Raw genomic sequence first — 18,801 nt, 5'->3', positions numbered from 1 at the left:
ACAACATGAGAAACACCGCGCTTTCTGCTTAATCATATCATTGCCTATATTATACCACATTACCGCGGTGTCGTGATAAATTATTATTGTAAATAGAAAGACTGTTGAGACTTTCTCAACAGTCTGAGGAACCGGATTATCCGGTTCCTTGTCCCTGCATACCAATATCTTGTAGTAAAAGCGAAACATCTCCGCACCAACGCTCATGCAGTCGTATTCGCCGCTTCTCCTACTTTCCCAGCAGTTCAATATGCTTCCCTATATGGGAGATGAGCGATTGCTCGTAAGCTTCCTCTTGTTCGCTAAGCGTGCGGTAAAATTCATCTTTAAACAAGGTACCGCCCTGCTCATCCTTCGCCTGCAGCAGAAGACCGTACGTAATATGGATTAATTGGCGGGCATTGTCCTCATTCATATACGTATCGGCCAGGTCGTCGTCAGCCACTTGATCGAGCGGAACGATTTTGCCGATATCCGTTGTCACGTGGTAGTAAGCCGCCGCCTCCTCAAAATGCTCCAGCGCGTATTGATGCATGCGGCGATATAGGGTAGGCTTCACTTTGGCCACGGTACGTACCGCTTCAAGCCAGTTGGTGCCCGCCGTTTTGACATGAAAGCGGCCGTTGGTGTATTTTCCGATGATCGGGAACACGCTGAATTTGTCGCTGCCGGAGTGGATGCTCAGCTTGTAGCCGAACTCGTCCGCGATGCCGGCATGGATAACCAATTCATCTTCGAACTGTCCGATATCGCCGATATAGTCGATGCCTTTTTGGAATTCGCCGCAAAAACGGGGAGCCATGCTGTAAATCGACAATCCTCTGCCGTAAAGCTCCTTGGCAACGAAAAAATGAGATTCCGGTGCCGTCGCAGTAGCCGTTTCATCGATTGAAATCTCGAAGTCAACCTCGCCGGCAGCATTTTTGATATAAGTGTTATACACATGCTCCATAAAATCAATGGCCGCTCCATAGATCAGCACATTCTTGATCAGCGTATCGCGGTCGAAGATAATGAAGGTCCCTGCGGTACTGAACGTTTGGTTAAGATAAAGCGATTCGTAATGACTACGGACCCCCGGCGGGAGCTCGGCATACTTGGCTTCCTGCTCGACAGCGGATAGGCCCTCGATCGAGTTATCGATCTTCTCGGAGCAGTCAAGGGTCAGCATCGAGAACCCGAGGTCCAACGACATCTGTATATCCTCTTCTTTCTTCAAATGGTCGCCGTCCGCGCCAAATCCGTCCTTATATCCTTCCTGAAACACGGCATAGCTAGCGGCGTCCAGCACCTGCTTATAATCGCGACCCATCAGGGTTACCTCACGGATGCTTTGCTGCGCCAGAATCGGACGCACATCCTTTCCTTTGACAGCCTTGATGTGACCCGGAGAAGCGATACCCAGCCGGTCGCCCAGACCGAGAGTAGAGCTTTGTGTGCCAAATGCACGCGGTTTCGTATAGTCAAAATGACGGTTCAAGACCAAACGATTATCATGAGAGAGCGGACACCGCTTGGCTCCGTCCTCCACGGTCCCCTGTAGCTCGTCATAAAGCGGCCCTTCGCCCACAGCCAGCAAATATTTGGTATGATCCGCCTGGTCTTTTACCATCACTAGTTTGGTAGAACCTAAGACTTCCAATGATTGCGTATACACTTTGATCTCTCCACTGCTCGTCGGAACAGTATTTCCTGACGCCAGTGCTTCGGCGATATATACATATTTACCCACGTCGAACTCCTCCTTATTTCTCTCTCTTTTCTAGATCATAACGCAAAAATAGCATATAATCTCAACATTTCTTGCCTAATTAATTGATATATATGCATTTTTTGCTATATTGCAACCAAGTCTTTTGCTACAATATATATCACCATAAGTCGGAGGATCGGAGTGTGCATAACGCTATGAGCGAAACGGTAGCTTTGAATTACGGAGATGAAGAAGGGGACTTTTATATCCAGCACATTCGGCGTACGGAACCGTTCGGACGGACGAATCATTTTCACGGAACCTATGAGATTTATTATTTGCTGTCCGGGCAGCGGGCCTATTTTATCAAAGACCGTACGTTTTTGATTTCTCCCGGCGATATGGTGTTTATCGATAAGCATGAGGTGCACAAAACCTCCGACGTTGGAATGCCTGGTCACGAACGGGTGGTCATCAATTTTAGCGACCGGTTCGTAGGTAAGGATCATCCGTTGCATTCCCCCGGACTGTTTGCCGCTTTTAAGCATCCTTCGCACGTATTCAGCCTGAAGCTGCAGGAACAAGTTTTTATGCAGACGCTTCTTGGCAAGCTGACGAGGGAGCTGAAGGAAAGGGACACCGGTTATGAATGTTACGCGAAGCTGCTGCTGACGGAGCTGCTGCTGTTTGCCGGGCGCTGTGCGGAGAAGCTGGAGACGGTTACGGTGGAGCACGCAAGTCCCCTGCACAAAAAAATTTCGGAGATCGTACGGTTTATCAACAGCCGCTTTCACGACCCGCTGACGCTGCGGGGAATATCGGAGCAGTTTTATATGAGTCCGTATTATTTGAGCCGCACCTTTAAAGAAGTGACCGGGTTTACCTTTGTAGAATATATCAATACGACCCGAATTCGCGAGGCGCAGAAGCTGCTGAACGAGACAGATTTGAGAATGATAGAGATCGCGGAACGGACCGGCTTCGAGAATATTGCCCATTTTGGGAGGACGTTCAAAAAGCTGTCCCGTATGACCCCGACGGACTACAGGAAAATGAATCGTTGAGAAGCTGCGGTTATACCAACCCCATAAGGCTGACGAGTTCCTGATGAAACAGTGACTAAATTTGTAGCACTATCTTTTGATAAGATATAATTGGTGAGGATTGAGACTAGAATTTTAACGGATTTCGGGGGCGACTGTTATACTGTATGCTGCCTCATTTCTCATGTCCTTTCTCTTGGTTTTCCTGCTTATTCCTCCGCTTCGAACATTGGCTTTCCGCATTGATTTTGTGGACAAGCCTAAAGAAAACAGCGAAAGAAAAATTCATAGAGAGCCGATTCCGTTAACTGCAGGGTTGGCAATATTCGTCGGGATTCTCTCCACCTATTTCATATTCGTACAAGATGACTGGAAACATTCTATCGCGATTTTCGTAGGGTCGACGCTTATCCTCGCCATCGGTATGGTAGACGACTGGTTGATTAATGTATGCTTCGGATTAACCTCAATCCTACTGCTGCTGTTGACCGTGTAAGTCTTTATAAGAAATTAGACCCGAGCCCTATCCGGATAGGAGCCCGGGTCTTTTTATGGTTTGATAGCTGACTTTAAGTCTTTTGGTTCGGCCCACAGCCTTAACCATGCTGTTTTAGATGACGGCTGAAGCCCCAACGAAGCAAATACGGAACAATAAAAAGTATGAATAAAATACGAAACATCTGGTAAGCGACAACCATGGAAACATCACCTCTTACTGCCGCCGCCGTTACGCCCATTTCGGTCATCCCGCCCGGGGAGGTGCTGAGAAAGGCGGTAACGAAGCTGATCGGCAGCACAAGACTATACCCGTAGGAAATCGCTAAAGACAGCAGGACAATAGCGATCCCTCCCGCGAGTGAATAAGGCAGCAGACGGCGCCAACCGCCCAGTGCGCTGAAGCGGATTCCGAGGCCGAGGTAGATGCCCAGACTCCATTGCGCAGCAAGAACCAGCGGGGTCGGCAGATGCGGCGGCGCTGTACCCGCTACGGTCAATGCCGCTGCGGCTATAATCGGTCCGAGAAACCACGGGGTCGGCAGCCTCAATCGCACAGCAGCCAGCGCCGCTGCGATAACGGTAGCCCCAGCCATCAGAATTGCCCAGACCGGATAATCTTCCGCCGCGAACGCTGCCGCCTGCGCAAACACTGCTGCGCCTGGAGCAGCAGAGTCGGCCAAACCATGTACGGCAAGGAACGGAACGACGAAGATCACTGTCAATAAACGGATGGTTTGCATAAAGGAAACCACCGTTTGGTCTGCACCTTTAATTTCCTCGCTGAGCACAACCATCTGAGACAAACCGCCGGGAATGCTTCCGATGATACTGCTTTGGAGGGTAATGCCCGTTTGCCTGGCGGTCAACCAAGCAAAGGCCAGGCTGAAACCGACAGTCATTAAGGTGGCCAGCAGCATGGTAGGCAGCTGCCCGACGATTTGCCGTGCGCTTTCCAAGGTAAACGATAATCCCATGCTGTATCCAAGCAGCAAAAGTCCTCCATTGCGAAATCCGACCGGCCATTTCAACTCCCTCTTCAATAGTCCTTGCCACAGCATGGCGGCCGTCAGCGGACCCAGCATCCAGCTGAGAGGAACGCCGAGCAGCGTAAACAGTAATCCTCCGACAAAGGTAACCGCTAGCGTTTCCGTCAGTTTAAACACGATGATAACCTTCTTTCACTTATTAAAACACGATGAAAGCCCGTTTAAATATCCTTTATATAAGGATAAACTTGTAATGGGTTTTGTCAACGACGGATTTCAACAATACGGTCAAGCCCAGCTGCTGCAGCTGATAGCCGGATGAGATAAAAATTAGAATTATTGAAAAAATAGAATATAATATAAGGAAGTCTCAAAAACACGATGAAGGGTGAATCAGATCATGTTAGATCCAAGAATAGAACGATTGGCAGATGTTTTGGTAAATTATTCCACTAGGATCCAGCCCGGAGAGAATGTGCTCGTTGAAGCCTTCGGCATCGAGAATACGCTGGTTAAATCTATCGTACAAAAAATACATCAAGCCGGGGGCCGCCCTTTTGTTAACCTGCGCGATCATCAAGTGACCAGAGAACTGCTGATGAATGCAACGGAAGAACAAATCCGAACATGGGCGGAGACTGACGCTCATCAAATGACCCAAATGCAGGCCTATATCGGCGTGCGCGGCGGAAACAACATTTATGAGCTATCGGATGTTCCCGATGAGAAGATGAAGCTTTACAACAAGCTGTACAACCATAAAGTCCACTCCACGATCCGTGTGAAAAACACGAAATGGGTCGTGCTGCGCTACCCTACGCCATCCATGTCCCAGCTCGCCTCCATGAGCACCGAGGCATTCGAAAAGCTTTACTTTGACGTATGTACGATGGACTACTCCAAAATGAGCAAAGCAATGGATGCTTTGGCGGATTTAATGAACAAGACGGATAAAGTCCGGTTAACAGCCGACGGGACGGACCTGACCTTCTCGATCAAAAGCATTCCTGCCATCAAGTGTGCAGGAGAGATGAACATCCCAGACGGCGAGGTCTTTACCGCTCCAGTCAGGGATTCCGTTAACGGCGTCATCTCTTATAATACCCCTAGCCCCTATAACGGCTTTGTATTTGAAAATGTGAAGCTGCGGTTTGAGAACGGTAAAATCATTGAGGCGACAGCAAATGATACTAGCCGGATCAATCAAATTTTCGATACGGATGAAGGAGCAAGGTTTGTCGGAGAATTCGCCATCGGCGTCAATCCCTTCATATTAAACCCGATGAAAGATATTCTATTTGATGAAAAAATTGCGGGGAGCATTCATTTCACTCCGGGCCAAGCTTATGATGAAGCCGATAATGGCAACAGATCTTCCATTCACTGGGATCTCGTTCTGATCCAAAGGCCGGAATACGGCGGAGGAGAAATTTATTTTGATGACCGGTTAATTCGAAAAGACGGACTTTTTGTTATCCCGGAGCTGATCCCTTTAAATCCCGAAAACCTGAAATAACCGGTTCAATTTGCAGTGTGTACACCGTTCTCTTTATGATATCCGGCGGACTATGGCTTGTTATTACAGTCCCGTCCGCCCCTCTCATCTGTTAAGTCGTTAAAGGAAGCTGCACATTTCCGGAATGTCCAATCCCTGTACCGCTAACCTGCATAAGATACAGAAGATCAAGCGGAAGGAGGATGTCATCCATGAGCTGCGTTGCTGGATATGGTTTCACTTCTATCGGCATTATTCTCGTACTTTTCATTCTTCTTGTCATTATTTCTACAGCCTGGTTCATTTAGTGTCCCCTAACCATCGGCGCTTTGACATTAGTGTTTGATCCCTTCATTCGGGAGGTGGATACTGTGAGCTGCGTTGCTGGATATGGCGGCCCTTACACGACGACAGGCGTTATTCTGGTTCTCTTTATTCTTCTGGTCATCGTACTCCGTGCCTGGTGGATCTAAGGGCACCTTGAACTCATTGGGAAAGGGACTTGTCCGGACTCCCTTTTCCTTGCTTTATCCAATGACATCGTCAAAAAAAGGGAACTCCGCCAGATTCAACGCATGCTTTCATCGTATGATACATATGGGACACCGTTGGTTAACGATTGGAGAAGAGAGGTTAAGGATGAGGAAACTCATTTTTTTTATTGGCCCTGCCGCTGCCGGGAAAACTACGCTGGCAAAAGCATTCGCTACAAAACACGGGACGGCTTTTTTTGATATGGACACCCTATTGAGGCCGTCTGCAGAAGCCATCATGACGCTTTCCGGTCTCGATCCCAACGACCGCGATTCAGCCGAATATAAATCGCGCTGCCGGGATTTGGGCTACCGAGTCACGATGGATGCCGCGCTTGAAAACGTAGAGCTTGGAACGGACTCGCTTGTCGTCGGGCCCTTTACCAAAGAGTCCGAGGATTCGTCATGGATCGAAAAGGAATTATCCCGAATCGGAGCAACGCTTCGGGATGTAGACGTCAAGGCCATATTCGTGTATCTCTCAGATGAAGAACTTTACCGCACTCGCATCAAAAAAAGAGGCTTGTCCATGGATGTGTGGAAGCTGGATCACTGGAACGAGTTCAGACGATCCTTGCATTACCGACAAATCCAATGGAAGCTTCCTGCTTCGTCGATTCTTTATTTGGACAACTCGGAACCACGACCGGAGGAGAAACTAACACTTCTCGAGCGGTTTGTCTATGGAAAAGAAAACCGGCCCTGCCCGCAATAATTGCGGGTCAGGGCCGATCGTTTAGATCCAGCTTGAAATCGAACGTTCATAGGAAATCAGTTCTTCCGGTTTGAAAAAATGAGCGATTTCCCGCTCTGCACTCTCCGGAGAGTCGGAACCATGAATGATATTATTGCCCGTATGTACCGCGAAGTCGCCGCGGATTGTTCCCGGAGCCGCATCCAACGGATTCGTCTTGCCCATCATCGTACGGGATAACTGAATGACATTATCCCCCTGCCAGACCATCGCGAATACCGGACCGGACGTAATAAATTGTACGAGTTCACCGAAGAACGGTCTTTCCTTGTGCTCTGCGTAGTGGTACTCCGCCTGCTCCTTTGTAATCTGGATCAGCTTCGCTCCGATGAGCTGAAATCCTTTTTCCTCAAAGCGCTGTGTGATCTTTCCGATTAATTGGCGTTGAACACCGTCAGGCTTGATCATTAAGAACGTTTTTTCCATGCTGGATACACTCCATCTCTATTTGTTGTCATAAATTTAGTATATCATCTATCACGTTGGTTTCCAATACTTACCGATTAGGCGCTTCGCTCCGGAACAAGACCCGACGCGGCTTTTTGGACTTTACCCATAGCCAGCTGCGCCTGAGCTGCAGCGATACGGGCTAGCGGTACCCGGTAAGGGGAGCAGCTGACATAGTCAAGACCTGCCTCGTGACAGAAGAAGATCGATTGCTTGTCGCCGCCATGTTCACCGCAAATACTTGTTTTGAGCTGCGGCTTTACGGATTTGCCTTGTTCCACCGCCCACTCAATCAGACGTCCTACACCCTCCCGGTCCAGAACCTGGAACGGATTGTCCGGCAGAAGCTTCGATTCCACATAGTGGGTTAAAAACTTGCCTTCGGCATCATCGCGGCTGTAACCGAACGTCATCTGCGTCAAATCGTTTGTACCAAACGAAAAGAAATCCGCATGAGCCGCAATTTGTGCCGCCGTCACGGCAGCTCGAGGCACCTCGATCATCGTGCCGATTCGGTATCGGAAGGTTCGGCCGGCTTCTCCCAGCACTTCCCCGGCTTTGCGTTCGACCAGCTCACGCATCCGTTTCAGCTCATTGGCATGGCCTACAAGCGGAATCATGATGTCCGGTTTTACTTCAACCCGTTCATTCAGGCAGTTGAGCACAGCGCGGAAAACAGCCTCTACCTGCATCTCGTAAATCTCGGGCAGTACCAGCCCAAGGCGGCAGCCCCGGGTTCCCAGCATCGGATTCATCTCATGCAGCGCCCTTACTTTGCGCAGAAGCTTATCGAGCTGTGCAAGCTCCACCGGATCCGCATCCGGCCGGAAGCGCAATCGCTCCTGCTGCACAATCAGCTGCTCCAGGTTCGGCAAAAACTCATGAAGCGGCGGATCCAGCAGCCGGATGGTCACGGGTAGACCATTCATCGCTTTAAAGATGCCTGTGAAATCCTTCTGCTGCATAGGAAGCAGCTGCGCTAGCGCTACGTTTCGTTCCTCTTCCGTCTCGGCCAGAATCATCGCCTGTACGACGGGAACACGCTCGGCGGACATAAACATATGCTCCGTCCGGCACAAGCCAATACCTTCAGCGCCGAAGCTTCGTGCTTTAGCCGCATCTTCAGGCGTATCCGCATTGGTATAGATTTGAAGCCTCCGGATGGAATCCGCCCAGCCAAGCAGCTGCTGCAGCTCCGCAGTGATCACCGGCTCCCTCAGGCTTACGCCCCCCAGAATGACGCGTCCCGTCGCACCGTCTATCGAGATATCCTCACCTTCCCGGACGGACCTTAGTACACCGCCCGCCTCCACGGTAAACTCGCGACCCTCAATACGAATTGCCTCGCAGCCGCACACGCAGGGCTTGCCCATTCCCCGCGCTACAACGGCTGCATGGCTCGTCATCCCGCCTCGGCTTGTCAGTACGCCTTCTGCAGCCAAAACGCCATGAATATCTTCCGGCGTCGTTTCCGACCGGATCAGGATCACTTTGCGGCCTGCGCGTGCCCAAGACTCCGCCGTATCGGCATCAAAAACTGCAGCCCCCGTCGCTGCACCCGGTGAAGCCGGCAATCCGGCCGCAAGCACATCCAGCGGTTTATCGGTATCAATCGCCCGATGCAGCAGCTGATCCAGATGAAACGGCTCAATCCGCTCAATCGCTTCCCCCCGCTCCAAAACCCCTTCCCGCACCAGATCCACCGCAATCTTCACAGCGGCCTGCGCAGTCCGTTTACCATCCCGCGTTTGCAGCAAGTACAGCTTTCCACGCTCGACCGTAAATTCAATGTCCTGCATATCTTTGTAGTGCAGCTCCAACGCTTCGGCGGTGCTCATCAGTTGGTTAAACACTTCAGGCATATCTTGCTTCAGCTCCGCAATCGGCACCGGAGTCCGGACACCGGCGACAACATCCTCCCCCTGCGCGTTCATCAAGTATTCGCCATACAGCGACTTCGCCCCGGTAGATGGATTACGGGTGAACACTACACCTGTCCCGCAATCGCTTCCCATGTTGCCAAATACCATCGATTGAATATTCACGGCCGTCCCCTGCTCATCAGGGATGTGATGAACCTTGCGGTATACCTTTGCACGTGCATTGTTCCATGAGCGGAAAACCGCTTCCACCGCCAGCTCCAGCTGTTCCTCTACCTTCTGCGGAAACGGACGGCCCGTTTCTTTCAGCACAGTCGCTTTGTAATCCTCAATTAATTGCATCCAGCCTTCAGCGGTTACCTGGCTATCATGCTCGACGCCGCTTTGCTGCTTCAGACGATGAAGCTGACCTTCAAAATGATATGATTCCAGATCAAATACTACATTACCGAACATTTGAATCAACCGACGATAGCAATCATAAGCAAAACGCGGGTTGCCTGTTAAAACGGCAAGCCCTCGGACGGTTTCATCATTCATGCCCAGATTGAGGATCGTATCCATCATGCCGGGCATCGAAGTGACCGAACCGGAACGGACCGATACCAGCAGCGGATTAAGAGGATCGCCGAATCGCTGGCCTTTCGCCGACTCTAACTGCTTCATCGCTTGCTCTACCTCGTCCATAAGTCCCTTGGGAAGCTGTCCTCCGGAGGCATAATACGCCCGGCACACCTCGGTAGTAATGGTAAACCCGGGCGGCACCGGCAATCCGACATTGGTCATTTCCGCCAGATTGGCTCCTTTTCCGCCAAGTAATTGCTTCATGCCGGCATGACCCGCTTTGAACGGAACTACACTTCGCATAATGGATTTCCCCCTAAAGTGGAATATATCGGAAAATGAATTAAATATAACATAACATACGTCGCTAATTTTGTAAATAGTATGTACTATTAAAAAATTTAATACGTAATTAATCAAAAAAAGAAGACATCGACGCTCTTCTTTAAGCGTGATGCCTTCCTTTGATAATCCTATTCCATCGAACAAGTCCGTTCCGCCGGCTCTGTTTGCTGAGCATCCTTGAGAGAAATCCGGGCACCGAGCGATCTGAAGCTGCCGATGACATCATCGTAGCCGCGCTCCAGATGCTCTACTCCGGTAATGCGCGTACAGCCTTCAGCGGTTAGTCCCGCCAGAATCAGGGACGTTCCCGCTCTGACGTCGGTCGCATGCACCCAATTGCCGACAAGCGGACGTCCGCCTCGGATAAAAGCACTTTCCCCTCGCACCTCGATCTCCGCACCTAATCTTCGCAGCTGCGGCACATGATTAAACCTGCGGGGATAGACTTTATCGGTGATGATGCTTTTGCCCTTGGCCTTGGTCAGCAGTGCAGTCATGGGCTGCTGCAGATCCGTAGCAAAGCCCGGATACATGGAAGCCCGGATACGTGTCGCCTTAATGGAACCCGTTCCGTACGCCGTGATCCCCGACTCGGTGCATTCCATCGTCAATCCCGCTTCGATGAGCTTTGAGATACAGGAACCCAGATGCTCGGGAATAACATCGGTTACCGTGACGCATCCTCCGGTAATGCCCGCCGCCATCAAAAAAGCGCCCGCCACAAGCCGGTCCGGAATGACGGTATGAATTCCTCCGTTTAAGTACGGGACTCCTTCAATGCGTATCCTGTCCGTTCCGGCGCCATAAATCTTTGCCCCCATCGCGTTTAAGAATGCCGCCGTATCGACAACCTCAGGATCGACGGCCGCATGAACCAAATTGGTTCTGCCCTGAGCTCGAACGGCAGCAAGCATTGCGTTGATTGTGGCCCCGGACGTTACGGTATCGAAGTAAATGTCGGCGCCCTGAAGCCTGCTTGCTTCCACCACATAATGATCCTCACGAAAAATAACCTTGGCGCCCAGCGCCTGAAATGCTTTTATATGCTGATCAATCGGTCTGGAGGAAAAATCGTCCCCTCCGGGAAATCCCACCGTAACTCTCCCAAATTTGGCCAGCAGCGCACCGGCGAAATAGTACGAGGCGCGGTATGAAGACGCCTTCCCCGGATCAATAACCGCGCTGTGAATATAACGGGGATCGATGATCATGCTGCCATCGGGCATGCGCGTAAGCCTGAGCCCGATCTCATGCCCGATGCGGGAAATCACTTTAACGTCGTAAATATCGGGAATCCCCTCCAAGGTCACTTCACCATCCGCCAAACAGGCGGCGGCAAGCAGCGCAAGCGAGCTGTTCTTAGAGCCGGGTATCGATATGAAGCCCTGGAGCGGTGCTGCAGGTTCAACTTGAATAAATCTCATTCATGTAACCCTACTTTCCACATGCGTACAACACGCTATTTCGAGTCCCATTCCAATACGTAACCGCTGCCGCGTACAGCACTAATCAGGAACGTGTCTTTACCATACTTCTTGCGAATCCGGTACACAAGCGCATTCAGTTCATCCATGCTGACATCGGGTACACTGTCGGAGCCCGACAGCCGTTCGCGCCACACGCTTCGTTTGATCTGCTCCATCGGCACCAGCCGGTTGGCTTCCTCATAAAGCAGCTTCAGAAACAAGTATTCTTTCTCGGACATCAAAAGTCTCTTGCCGTCCACAATGCATTCCCTTTTTTCCCAGTGGATCATCGGCTGGCCATTGGGCTCATCCCAAATCTGAGATATGCTGAGCGGCTCGAATTCCAATGTCTGATCGGCAAATATATATGAAAAATGAAGCACCGTCATGCCTTTAGCCAGCTTGATAATGTCCAGAGACTGCAGCGGATAAGGCTGATGCGGCTCCACCTTGACTCCATTAATTTCAGTACCGTGACGGCTTCCCAGATCATACAGTACAGCTTTGCTGCCTTCTTGCCGGATCAACACATGCTTACGCGAAATAAAGGCGTTCGTAAACGCAAAATCCGGCGAATATGTATTGGACGCTCTGCCTAATACCGTCTCGATAGCCGACAAATTAAGAGAAGTTCCGGATCGGAAAGGCTCCCCGCGAATGACGTAAAGACTGGCGAATGTATCCAGTTTCGTTCCCTCCGAATGCTGCCTTGCGGCCTTTGTCCCCATGGACAAGTGAGTGTGAATTCCTTTCCATCATAACGCATTCCAAAACGAATGGAAATGTTTGCTCAGTGACGGGTCAGTTATTTTTCAGTAATAATCCAAGACTCGGATCCTCAGTATATGCATATGTTTTTTATCGTCATCATACAAGGACTTGATTAGCTTTGAGTTTTGTTTGGCTTCGGCGCTTCGTGGTACCCTCTCTCCGTAAGGGGGCAGAGCTCCATCCGTTCGGATTCCATTACGGCCAGCTCATAACCGAGATCATCTCATTTCAACCGTAGGGCTACTATCTGTATCTAGAAGCCCGTGATATAATAAATCTATTTCCAGCATCTAAAGAAAACGCATTCATACGGGAGTGTACCTATATGCGCCTGTCCAGCCGACTGTTACCCGCTTTTATGGGACTGCTGCTCTTTTTATCGATTCCGTCATCCGAGTTTTTTTCTCCGGCTCCTTCCGTTTCACAGCCTGTGATTGTGGAGCCTCCGCACCTGAATTGGACGAAGGAAGAGCTTCTCAAGCCCCCGAATATCATCCTTGTTCTCAATGAAACCTTCTGGGATGCGACGAAATTGACAAATTTAATGTTCAGCCGTGATCCGATTCCTTTTTTTCATGCGCTGCAGAAGCAGTTCACTCACGGCACCATGCTGTCTCCCATGTTTGGCGGCGGTACGGCGAATGTGGAGCTTGAGGTGTTAACCGGTCATTCCATGCGTTTTTTTCCGGAGAATTCCATCCCTTATGAAACCTTCATTAAGCATCCGACCGCTTCGCTGGCCAGCATCTTGTCGCAGCAGGGCTATACGACGACGGCGATCAGTCCATTCTACGGATGGTTTTTTAACAGCTACGAGGTCTATAAGCAGCTTGGTTTTTCACAATTTATCAGCCTGGAATATTTTAACCCCAATGAGTATGTAGGACCGTATATAGGCGACCATGCGGTAGCAAAGCGTATTATCGAGGAAAGCGCTGAAAGTCCGGGTGCCGATTTCATTTTTGCCAATACGATGGAAAATCACTACCAATACTATCCCGGGAAATTCAAGAAAAATACGATCGATATCAAAGGAGACGGAGTATCTCAAGAAGCGATCGGCATTGCGGAGACTTACGCTCAAGGACTGACAGCTGCAGACAATATGCTTCAGGAGCTGGTCACCCACTTTAAACAGGTCAGAGAGCCGACGATTCTCGTGTTTTTTGGAGACCATTTGCCGTCATTGGAGAAATACTTGGTTTATACGGAAGCAGGGTATATCAGCGGTGAGGACGATCCGGAATTTTTGGAGAAAATGTACCAAGTTCCTGTTCTGATTTGGAATAATTATATGTCCGGGGAGAAGAAGGAGGCTTTGCATTTCAATACTTCATTCCTTGGCCCCTATGTGCTTCAGCTCTCGAAAAGACCAGGCAGCAGCTACACCGATTATTTAGGCGAGCTTTCCCGGCGTATGCCGATTCTCCCTCCCCCCAGCCATTATGCAAAGATGAATATTGATTCCGCCCTGGCCGACGAATACAAGGCGCGGCAGCATGCCATTCTGGACGCCGAAAAGCAGGCGGGAGGACAGCGCACCGGGTTCGTGCTCGGATACGGGGAACCCATCATTGAAGAAATATCGCCGGATGTAGTGGAGCTTGGGGAGAAGACAAGGCTAACCGTCCGGGGCGGAAGATTTGGAATCGGCAGCACCGTTTTTGTAAATGGCAAGAAGCTGCAGACCAGTTGGTTGAGCGAATCGTCGCTCAGTATAAGGCTCACCAAAGAGCTGGTGGAAAAACCGGGTCTGCTGGAGATTCAGGTCAAGATCATGGACTCGAAAAACAACATCCTAAACGAGTCGAGAACGGTAATTGTCCCTGTCGGCGAGAAGCAAAGCGAATAAATTCACGAGGATACACCAAGCTCCCCGATCCGCTGCGAAGTGCGGACGGGGAGCTTGGTTTTGTACGGCTTCTTTAAAGATTAAAGGAATAAGATTAACACCGGCTGACATTGTCCGGTGCAACGCTTCGCCCAGGCGCTGTTGAAGCTTGTCGATCCCTGCGCTTGCCCGGGAAATGAGGGCGGCATTGGACATCCGCTTGAACGAAGGTGAAACGGACCGGCTGCCGATCCTTTCATTGCGCCTTCCGAGCAAGAACGCCGAACTACCTTTGAGCAGCCGCACCTTACTCTTGCCTGTGCCACAGCTTTTGAAACTCCTCGTTGGTCTTCAATAATTCTTCCAGACGGCCGGAGGCCTCTATCCTGCCCTGTTTCATCACGATGATCCGGTCCGCACGCATGAGCGCAGCCTTACGATGAGAAATAACCAGGCATGCCGCCCCCTGCCGCTGCTCCTCCAGACGCTCCCACAGCTTCGCTTCCGTATCTACGTCCAGCGCGCTGGACAAATCGTCGAATACGAGCAGCTCCGCATCCCTTACAAACATACGTGCCGCCGCAGCTCTCTGCGCTTGGCCTCCGGACAGCTTTACGCCGCGCGGCCCAATGACAGTAGAGAGTCCTTGCGGCAATCGCTCTAAATCCTCTTCCATTACCGCAGAGCGGATTGCCCGCTGAAGTTGCTCTCCTTGCGGGCGTAGGCCAAGCAAAATGTTATTCTCCAGCGTGTCGCTGTATAAACGTGGAACTTGCGGCGTATAGGCGCTCCGCGGAGGAACAAAGAATTCACTCGGGTCCGCCACCGGGACGCCGTTCCAGCGAATATCTCCTTCCTGCTTAGGCAGCAAACCTAACAATGTCCGGACCAGCGTCGTTTTACCCGAGCCCACCCGTCCGGTAATGACCGTAAATGAGCCGTACTGCAGACGGAGGTCTATGCCTTCTATCCCCCGGCCCGTTTCCGGATACCTGTAAGTCAGACCGCAAACCTCCAGCACTTCGAGACGATCTTTCTCCGTCCGAACCGGCTCCTCCGGCTCAGGCAGCTCTCCGCGGAGATACAGGCGATGATATTCAGTCAGCCGTTTGGGCTCGGCGCCTTGCAAAAGTGCCAGCAGCCGGTCTTTGGCCACTTCGCTCACTTTAAAATAGGTCATAAATTTGCCGAAATTCTGGATAAACTGCGTCACGAAAGTCAAGTAATACACGAACAAAGCAAAATCACCGACAGTAAAGCTGCCGCTCCTCATTTTTTCCGCCGCTAACAAAAGAATCAGCCCGGTGCCGATATTAACGGCGTTAGAAAAAATCGAGTCCAATGAGGTCGTAAGCAGCTGATCCTTCAGCATGGCTTCCCGCCGCTTGCCATTAAGCTGTTTGAAGCGGCCGATCACACGATCTTCCGCCCCCGCTACCTGAACGGATTGTACGGTACTGAACATTTCGCTGATCGCTCCGGTAACTTGGCTGGTCGCTTCCCGGCTGGCCGCACGATACTTCTGCAGCAAGGCCGTAGACATCTGCGCCACCGTCACGACGATAATCAACGGGAGAAATACCCACAACGTCATCTGTGCATCGATGCGAATGAGAATAAAGCAGGATACGGCGGCAAATAACATCATGCCAAGCGCATCTGCCGACCAGCTGACCGTTTCCTCCACTTGATCGACATCATCGCGAAACGAACTGATCGCTTCGCCAGGTGATCCGGGAATCGCACGGGCTCCCGGCTCTTTAAGCACATGATTCAGTAAATTGCGCCGCAGCAGACCGCCAAGCCGAAACCGGAAGTGAACATCGGTCATGAAGCCGAATAGAATAAACACGATCCTGGCCAGAGCGGATATAAGAAGAAACGCGATCAGAGACATCACCCCGAAGCCGTATAGCGCGTGCCCCGTCAGCATATCAAAAAACTGCTTCGTAATCAGACCCGGCACGACCGGCGCTAAATAAATCAGCGACCAAGCCAGCGCATTCCATATCAATAAGCCTTTACGGTACCGGGTAAGCTTCCACAAAAAGCAGAACGTCGTCATACCAGCATCTCCTCCATTCCCAACTGCAGCATGCGGCTGTAACGGGATTGAGGCTCGGCGGCCAGCCTCTCCCGCTCCCCTTGCTCTGCAATGCGTCCATTATCGAGTATGAGAATCCGATCGGCCCTTTGAATCGTCGTGAGCCGATGCGCAATGATAATGCAGGTTCGGTCTCGAAGCAGACGGTTCATGGCGTGCTCGATCCGCTGTTCCGTTGCCGGATCCAGCCTTGACGAAGCCTCATCAAGGATGACAAGACCCGGATCGCGTAAAAACACGCGGGCGAACGACAGCAATTGAGCTTCTCCCGCGGACAAGCCTCCGCCTCCGGATTCCAGCAAGGTATCCAATCCGTACGTCAGTGAGCGAAGCCAGGATTCCAACCCGAGCTCCTTCAATACCTGTTCAACCTTCACATCACTTATCGATTCATCATAGAAGGTTAAATTGTCTCTTACAGTCCCTTGAAAAATCTCGATATTTTGCGTAACCATCCCGACACGGCTTCGCAGCTCATGCAGCTTGGTCTCCCGGATTTCAGTCCCGCCAAGCTTAATTTTCCCTTCACCCGGATCGTAAAAGCGCAGCAGCAGCCGGGCCAGCGTTGTTTTGCCGCTCCCTGTCCGGCCTAACAGCCCCAGCACCTTCCCTTGTTCCAAGCGGAAGCTTATATCCTCCAACGTAGCGTTTTGCGCATCGTATCCAAAGCCTACACCATCGAATTCAACGGATAACGGCCCTTGCGGCAGAGCGGTACCATGGCCGTCTTGAATGAGCGATTTGGTCTGCAGCAGCTCGCGAATGCGCACGATGCTCGCATCGGCCTTTTGCAGGTCCTCCATTTGCGTTCGGATCTGTTCAATCGGCTTGGCCATCAGCTCGGTATAGTAAAAAATCATGTACACCGTTCCAATCGTAATGGAGCCTTGACGCCACAAATAGTAGCTGATCGCCAAGGCTGCCGCATTGCCGATCGTAAACACCAGCAGCGTCGTAATCCACATGGAGGCCCATCCGAGATATGCCCGGATCCGGATCGGCAGCCACTCGCGAAGCAGACGGTGAAAACGATGCATGACATACCCCGTCGCCCCGCTCGCACGGGTGTCCTCCGTCCCCTCCAAATGCTCGCCTAGAAATCCGTAGAACGAGGCGCTTATCTGCCTAAGCTTGCTCCAGTGGGGCACTGCAAATTTACGGATATATCGGATGGCGGCAATAGCAAAAATCACAAAAATAAGCATCCCCGTGCCGATGAGCCAGCCTTCTCGAAACAGCAGCACCAGCATGCCCGCCACCAGCAGCAAATTGCTTGCCAGCATGATCACGAAATTGGAGAAAAAATTAGATAAATTGTTGATATCCCCATCTACGCGCTCAATGATAGCCCCTGAGGTTTGTGACTTGTGAAACGACATATCCAGCTTCAAGCAGTGTGCGGCTACAGCCTCACGCAGCTGGTTCGTCGCAATCCAGCCTACGTTGGCACCTATATATGACGCCCCGACCGCAAACCCCTGTTGTACCAAGGTAACGACAATAAATAATACGGCTGCATAGATCAGCGGCCTGCTGCTATCCTGCGATTGCGCCGTATCTATAAAATAACGAATAATTTGCGGATTAATGAGCTGCATGGCTATACCGCTTAACAGCAGCACCGTAAGAACGGCCATGCTTTTGCGCTGCGGTTTAAGATACTGCTGCAGCAAGCTGGCATATTCTCTAGCCGGAATTTTGCGTATCCCCTTAACCATGATCTTCTGCAGCCCCCTTTAAGTAAAGACATTCTATCATAGGACGAGCCTAATCCACTATAGTATCAAGGGGAAAATAAAAAGCCGCCGCGCCAATGCAGCGGAAGCTTATGATACATGATTAGGTTAGTTATATCCCGTTTACAGGCTGCCTAGCCTTTGCTGGCAAGCTGCTTGCGCATGCGTATATGCCATATACCTGCGTCAAGAAACGGCTCGGGAGAGATCGTCTCATACCCCAGCTTTCGGTAAAACGGCTCAGCTTGGGTCTGTGCATCCAGGATGACAGCCGGCACGCCCTGTAACCGGATATCCTCTTCCATCGCTTGAATGAGCAGCCGGCCGATTCCCCTGCCGCGGTAAGGCGACAGCACTGCGATCCGCTGAAGCTTCGCTGTATGATCGTCGTACATTCGCCAGCGTGCAGCCCCGATCGGCTTCGCCCCGTCCGCCGCCATAAAATGCCGGCAAGCTGTCCACGAGACGTCAAACTCATCCATTTCAAGGTCACGCGGAACCTTCTGTTCTTCCACAAAAACGTTCATACTAGAGTAAAGGACTGAATTTTTTTTTTTTTTTCAGCCCCTCCTCATCAAACCGTACGTGAAGTTTTCCCTCATACGGCTTTCCGATGTTCGTCATTCATGCGCATGCGATTTACAAAAGCGTCTTT

17 protein-coding genes are annotated in these 18,801 nt (G+C 51.0%); 7 read left to right on the top strand and 10 right to left on the bottom strand.

Annotated features, from left to right (window positions below; translation table 11 throughout):
• Nucleotides 1-229 precede the first annotated feature (229 nt).
• Nucleotides 230-1,732: a tagaturonate epimerase family protein gene (locus ACZYR9_RS26010; RefSeq protein WP_488981295.1), complete on the bottom strand. Its 1,503-nt coding sequence runs from the start codon at nt 1,730-1,732 to the stop codon at nt 230-232.
• A 164-nt stretch (nt 1,733-1,896) separates the two neighbouring features.
• Here ACZYR9_RS26010 and ACZYR9_RS26005 point away from each other — a divergent pair, with 164 nt between their 5' ends.
• Both ACZYR9_RS26005 and ACZYR9_RS26000 read left to right on the top strand, forming a co-directional pair.
• Nucleotides 1,897-2,757, top strand: a complete 861-nt coding sequence (locus tag ACZYR9_RS26005; RefSeq protein ID WP_488981294.1) for a helix-turn-helix domain-containing protein — start codon at nt 1,897-1,899, stop codon at nt 2,755-2,757.
• 163 nt (nt 2,758-2,920) lie between these two features.
• A complete protein-coding gene (locus ACZYR9_RS26000) occupies nt 2,921-3,232 on the top strand; it encodes a hypothetical protein (protein ID WP_488981293.1) in 312 nt (103 codons plus the stop codon).
• Between the two features lie 100 nt (nt 3,233-3,332).
• Here the strand turns inward: ACZYR9_RS26000 and ACZYR9_RS25995 are convergent, their stop codons facing one another.
• On the bottom strand, nt 3,333-4,397 hold the full coding sequence (locus ACZYR9_RS25995; RefSeq protein WP_488981292.1) for an AbrB family transcriptional regulator: 1,065 nt from the start codon (nt 4,395-4,397) through the stop codon (nt 3,333-3,335).
• 223 nt (nt 4,398-4,620) lie between these two features.
• Between ACZYR9_RS25995 and ACZYR9_RS25990 the strand changes: the two genes are divergently transcribed.
• The 4 genes from ACZYR9_RS25990 to ACZYR9_RS25975 all read left to right on the top strand — a co-directional run bounded on the left by ACZYR9_RS25990 (nt 4,621) and on the right by ACZYR9_RS25975 (nt 6,963).
• Nucleotides 4,621-5,736 carry an aminopeptidase gene (locus ACZYR9_RS25990; RefSeq protein WP_488981291.1) on the top strand — a complete coding sequence of 372 codons (1,116 nt, stop codon included), beginning with the start codon at nt 4,621-4,623 and terminating at the stop codon, nt 5,734-5,736.
• A 191-nt stretch (nt 5,737-5,927) separates the two neighbouring features.
• Entirely contained in the window at nt 5,928-6,023 is a 96-nt protein-coding gene (locus tag ACZYR9_RS25985) for a YjcZ family sporulation protein (protein ID WP_488981290.1), read from the top strand.
• A gap of 63 nt (nt 6,024-6,086) precedes the next feature.
• The gene (locus tag ACZYR9_RS25980; RefSeq protein WP_488981289.1) at nt 6,087-6,188 is read left to right on the top strand and encodes a YjcZ family sporulation protein; all 102 of its coding nucleotides are present in this window, start codon (nt 6,087-6,089) and stop codon (nt 6,186-6,188) included.
• A 166-nt stretch (nt 6,189-6,354) separates the two neighbouring features.
• Nucleotides 6,355-6,963, top strand: a complete 609-nt coding sequence (locus ACZYR9_RS25975) for a P-loop nucleotide/nucleoside kinase family protein (RefSeq protein ID WP_488981288.1) — start codon at nt 6,355-6,357, stop codon at nt 6,961-6,963.
• Between the two features lie 21 nt (nt 6,964-6,984).
• Here ACZYR9_RS25975 and ndk read toward each other — a convergent pair whose 3' ends face one another.
• From ndk to ACZYR9_RS25955, 4 genes are all read right to left on the bottom strand, one after another.
• Nucleotides 6,985-7,428: a nucleoside-diphosphate kinase gene (gene ndk, locus ACZYR9_RS25970; RefSeq protein WP_488981287.1), complete on the bottom strand. Its 444-nt coding sequence runs from the start codon at nt 7,426-7,428 to the stop codon at nt 6,985-6,987.
• Nucleotides 7,429-7,505: 77 nt separating this feature from the next.
• Nucleotides 7,506-10,196 (bottom strand): pyruvate, phosphate dikinase, encoded by a 2,691-nt coding sequence (gene ppdK, locus ACZYR9_RS25965; RefSeq protein ID WP_488981286.1) that lies wholly within the window; start codon nt 10,194-10,196, stop codon nt 7,506-7,508.
• A gap of 170 nt (nt 10,197-10,366) precedes the next feature.
• Complete coding sequence (gene murA, locus ACZYR9_RS25960) at nt 10,367-11,662, bottom strand: UDP-N-acetylglucosamine 1-carboxyvinyltransferase (protein ID WP_488981285.1); 1,296 nt, start codon at nt 11,660-11,662, stop codon at nt 10,367-10,369.
• A 35-nt stretch (nt 11,663-11,697) separates the two neighbouring features.
• The gene (locus ACZYR9_RS25955; protein ID WP_488981296.1) at nt 11,698-12,432 is read right to left on the bottom strand and encodes an FHA domain-containing protein; all 735 of its coding nucleotides are present in this window, start codon (nt 12,430-12,432) and stop codon (nt 11,698-11,700) included.
• Between the two features lie 368 nt (nt 12,433-12,800).
• Here ACZYR9_RS25955 and ACZYR9_RS25950 point away from each other — a divergent pair, with 368 nt between their 5' ends.
• The gene (locus tag ACZYR9_RS25950) at nt 12,801-14,327 is read left to right on the top strand and encodes an LTA synthase family protein (protein WP_488981284.1); all 1,527 of its coding nucleotides are present in this window, start codon (nt 12,801-12,803) and stop codon (nt 14,325-14,327) included.
• Here ACZYR9_RS25950 and ACZYR9_RS25945 read toward each other — a convergent pair.
• From ACZYR9_RS25945 to ACZYR9_RS25930, 4 genes are all read right to left on the bottom strand, one after another.
• Complete coding sequence (locus tag ACZYR9_RS25945) at nt 14,274-14,582, bottom strand: hypothetical protein (protein WP_488981283.1); 309 nt, start codon at nt 14,580-14,582, stop codon at nt 14,274-14,276. The genes ACZYR9_RS25950 and ACZYR9_RS25945 overlap by 54 nt on opposite strands.
• 31 nt (nt 14,583-14,613) lie before the next feature.
• Nucleotides 14,614-16,371 (bottom strand): ABC transporter ATP-binding protein, encoded by a 1,758-nt coding sequence (locus ACZYR9_RS25940; RefSeq protein ID WP_488981282.1) that lies wholly within the window; start codon nt 16,369-16,371, stop codon nt 14,614-14,616.
• Nucleotides 16,368-18,128: an ABC transporter ATP-binding protein gene (locus ACZYR9_RS25935; RefSeq protein ID WP_488981281.1), complete on the bottom strand. Its 1,761-nt coding sequence runs from the start codon at nt 18,126-18,128 to the stop codon at nt 16,368-16,370. Before ACZYR9_RS25935 ends, ACZYR9_RS25940 begins: the two co-directional genes overlap by 4 nt.
• A 152-nt stretch (nt 18,129-18,280) precedes the next feature.
• Nucleotides 18,281-18,673 carry a GNAT family N-acetyltransferase gene (locus ACZYR9_RS25930; protein WP_488981280.1) on the bottom strand — a complete coding sequence of 131 codons (393 nt, stop codon included), beginning with the start codon at nt 18,671-18,673 and terminating at the stop codon, nt 18,281-18,283.
• Nucleotides 18,674-18,801: the final 128 nt, after the last annotated feature.

It is taken from the genome of Paenibacillus sp. F024 (assembly GCF_057814255.1).
Note: the sequence above shows the minus strand (reverse complement) of the source record. Positions and strands in the feature narration are given on the sequence as shown.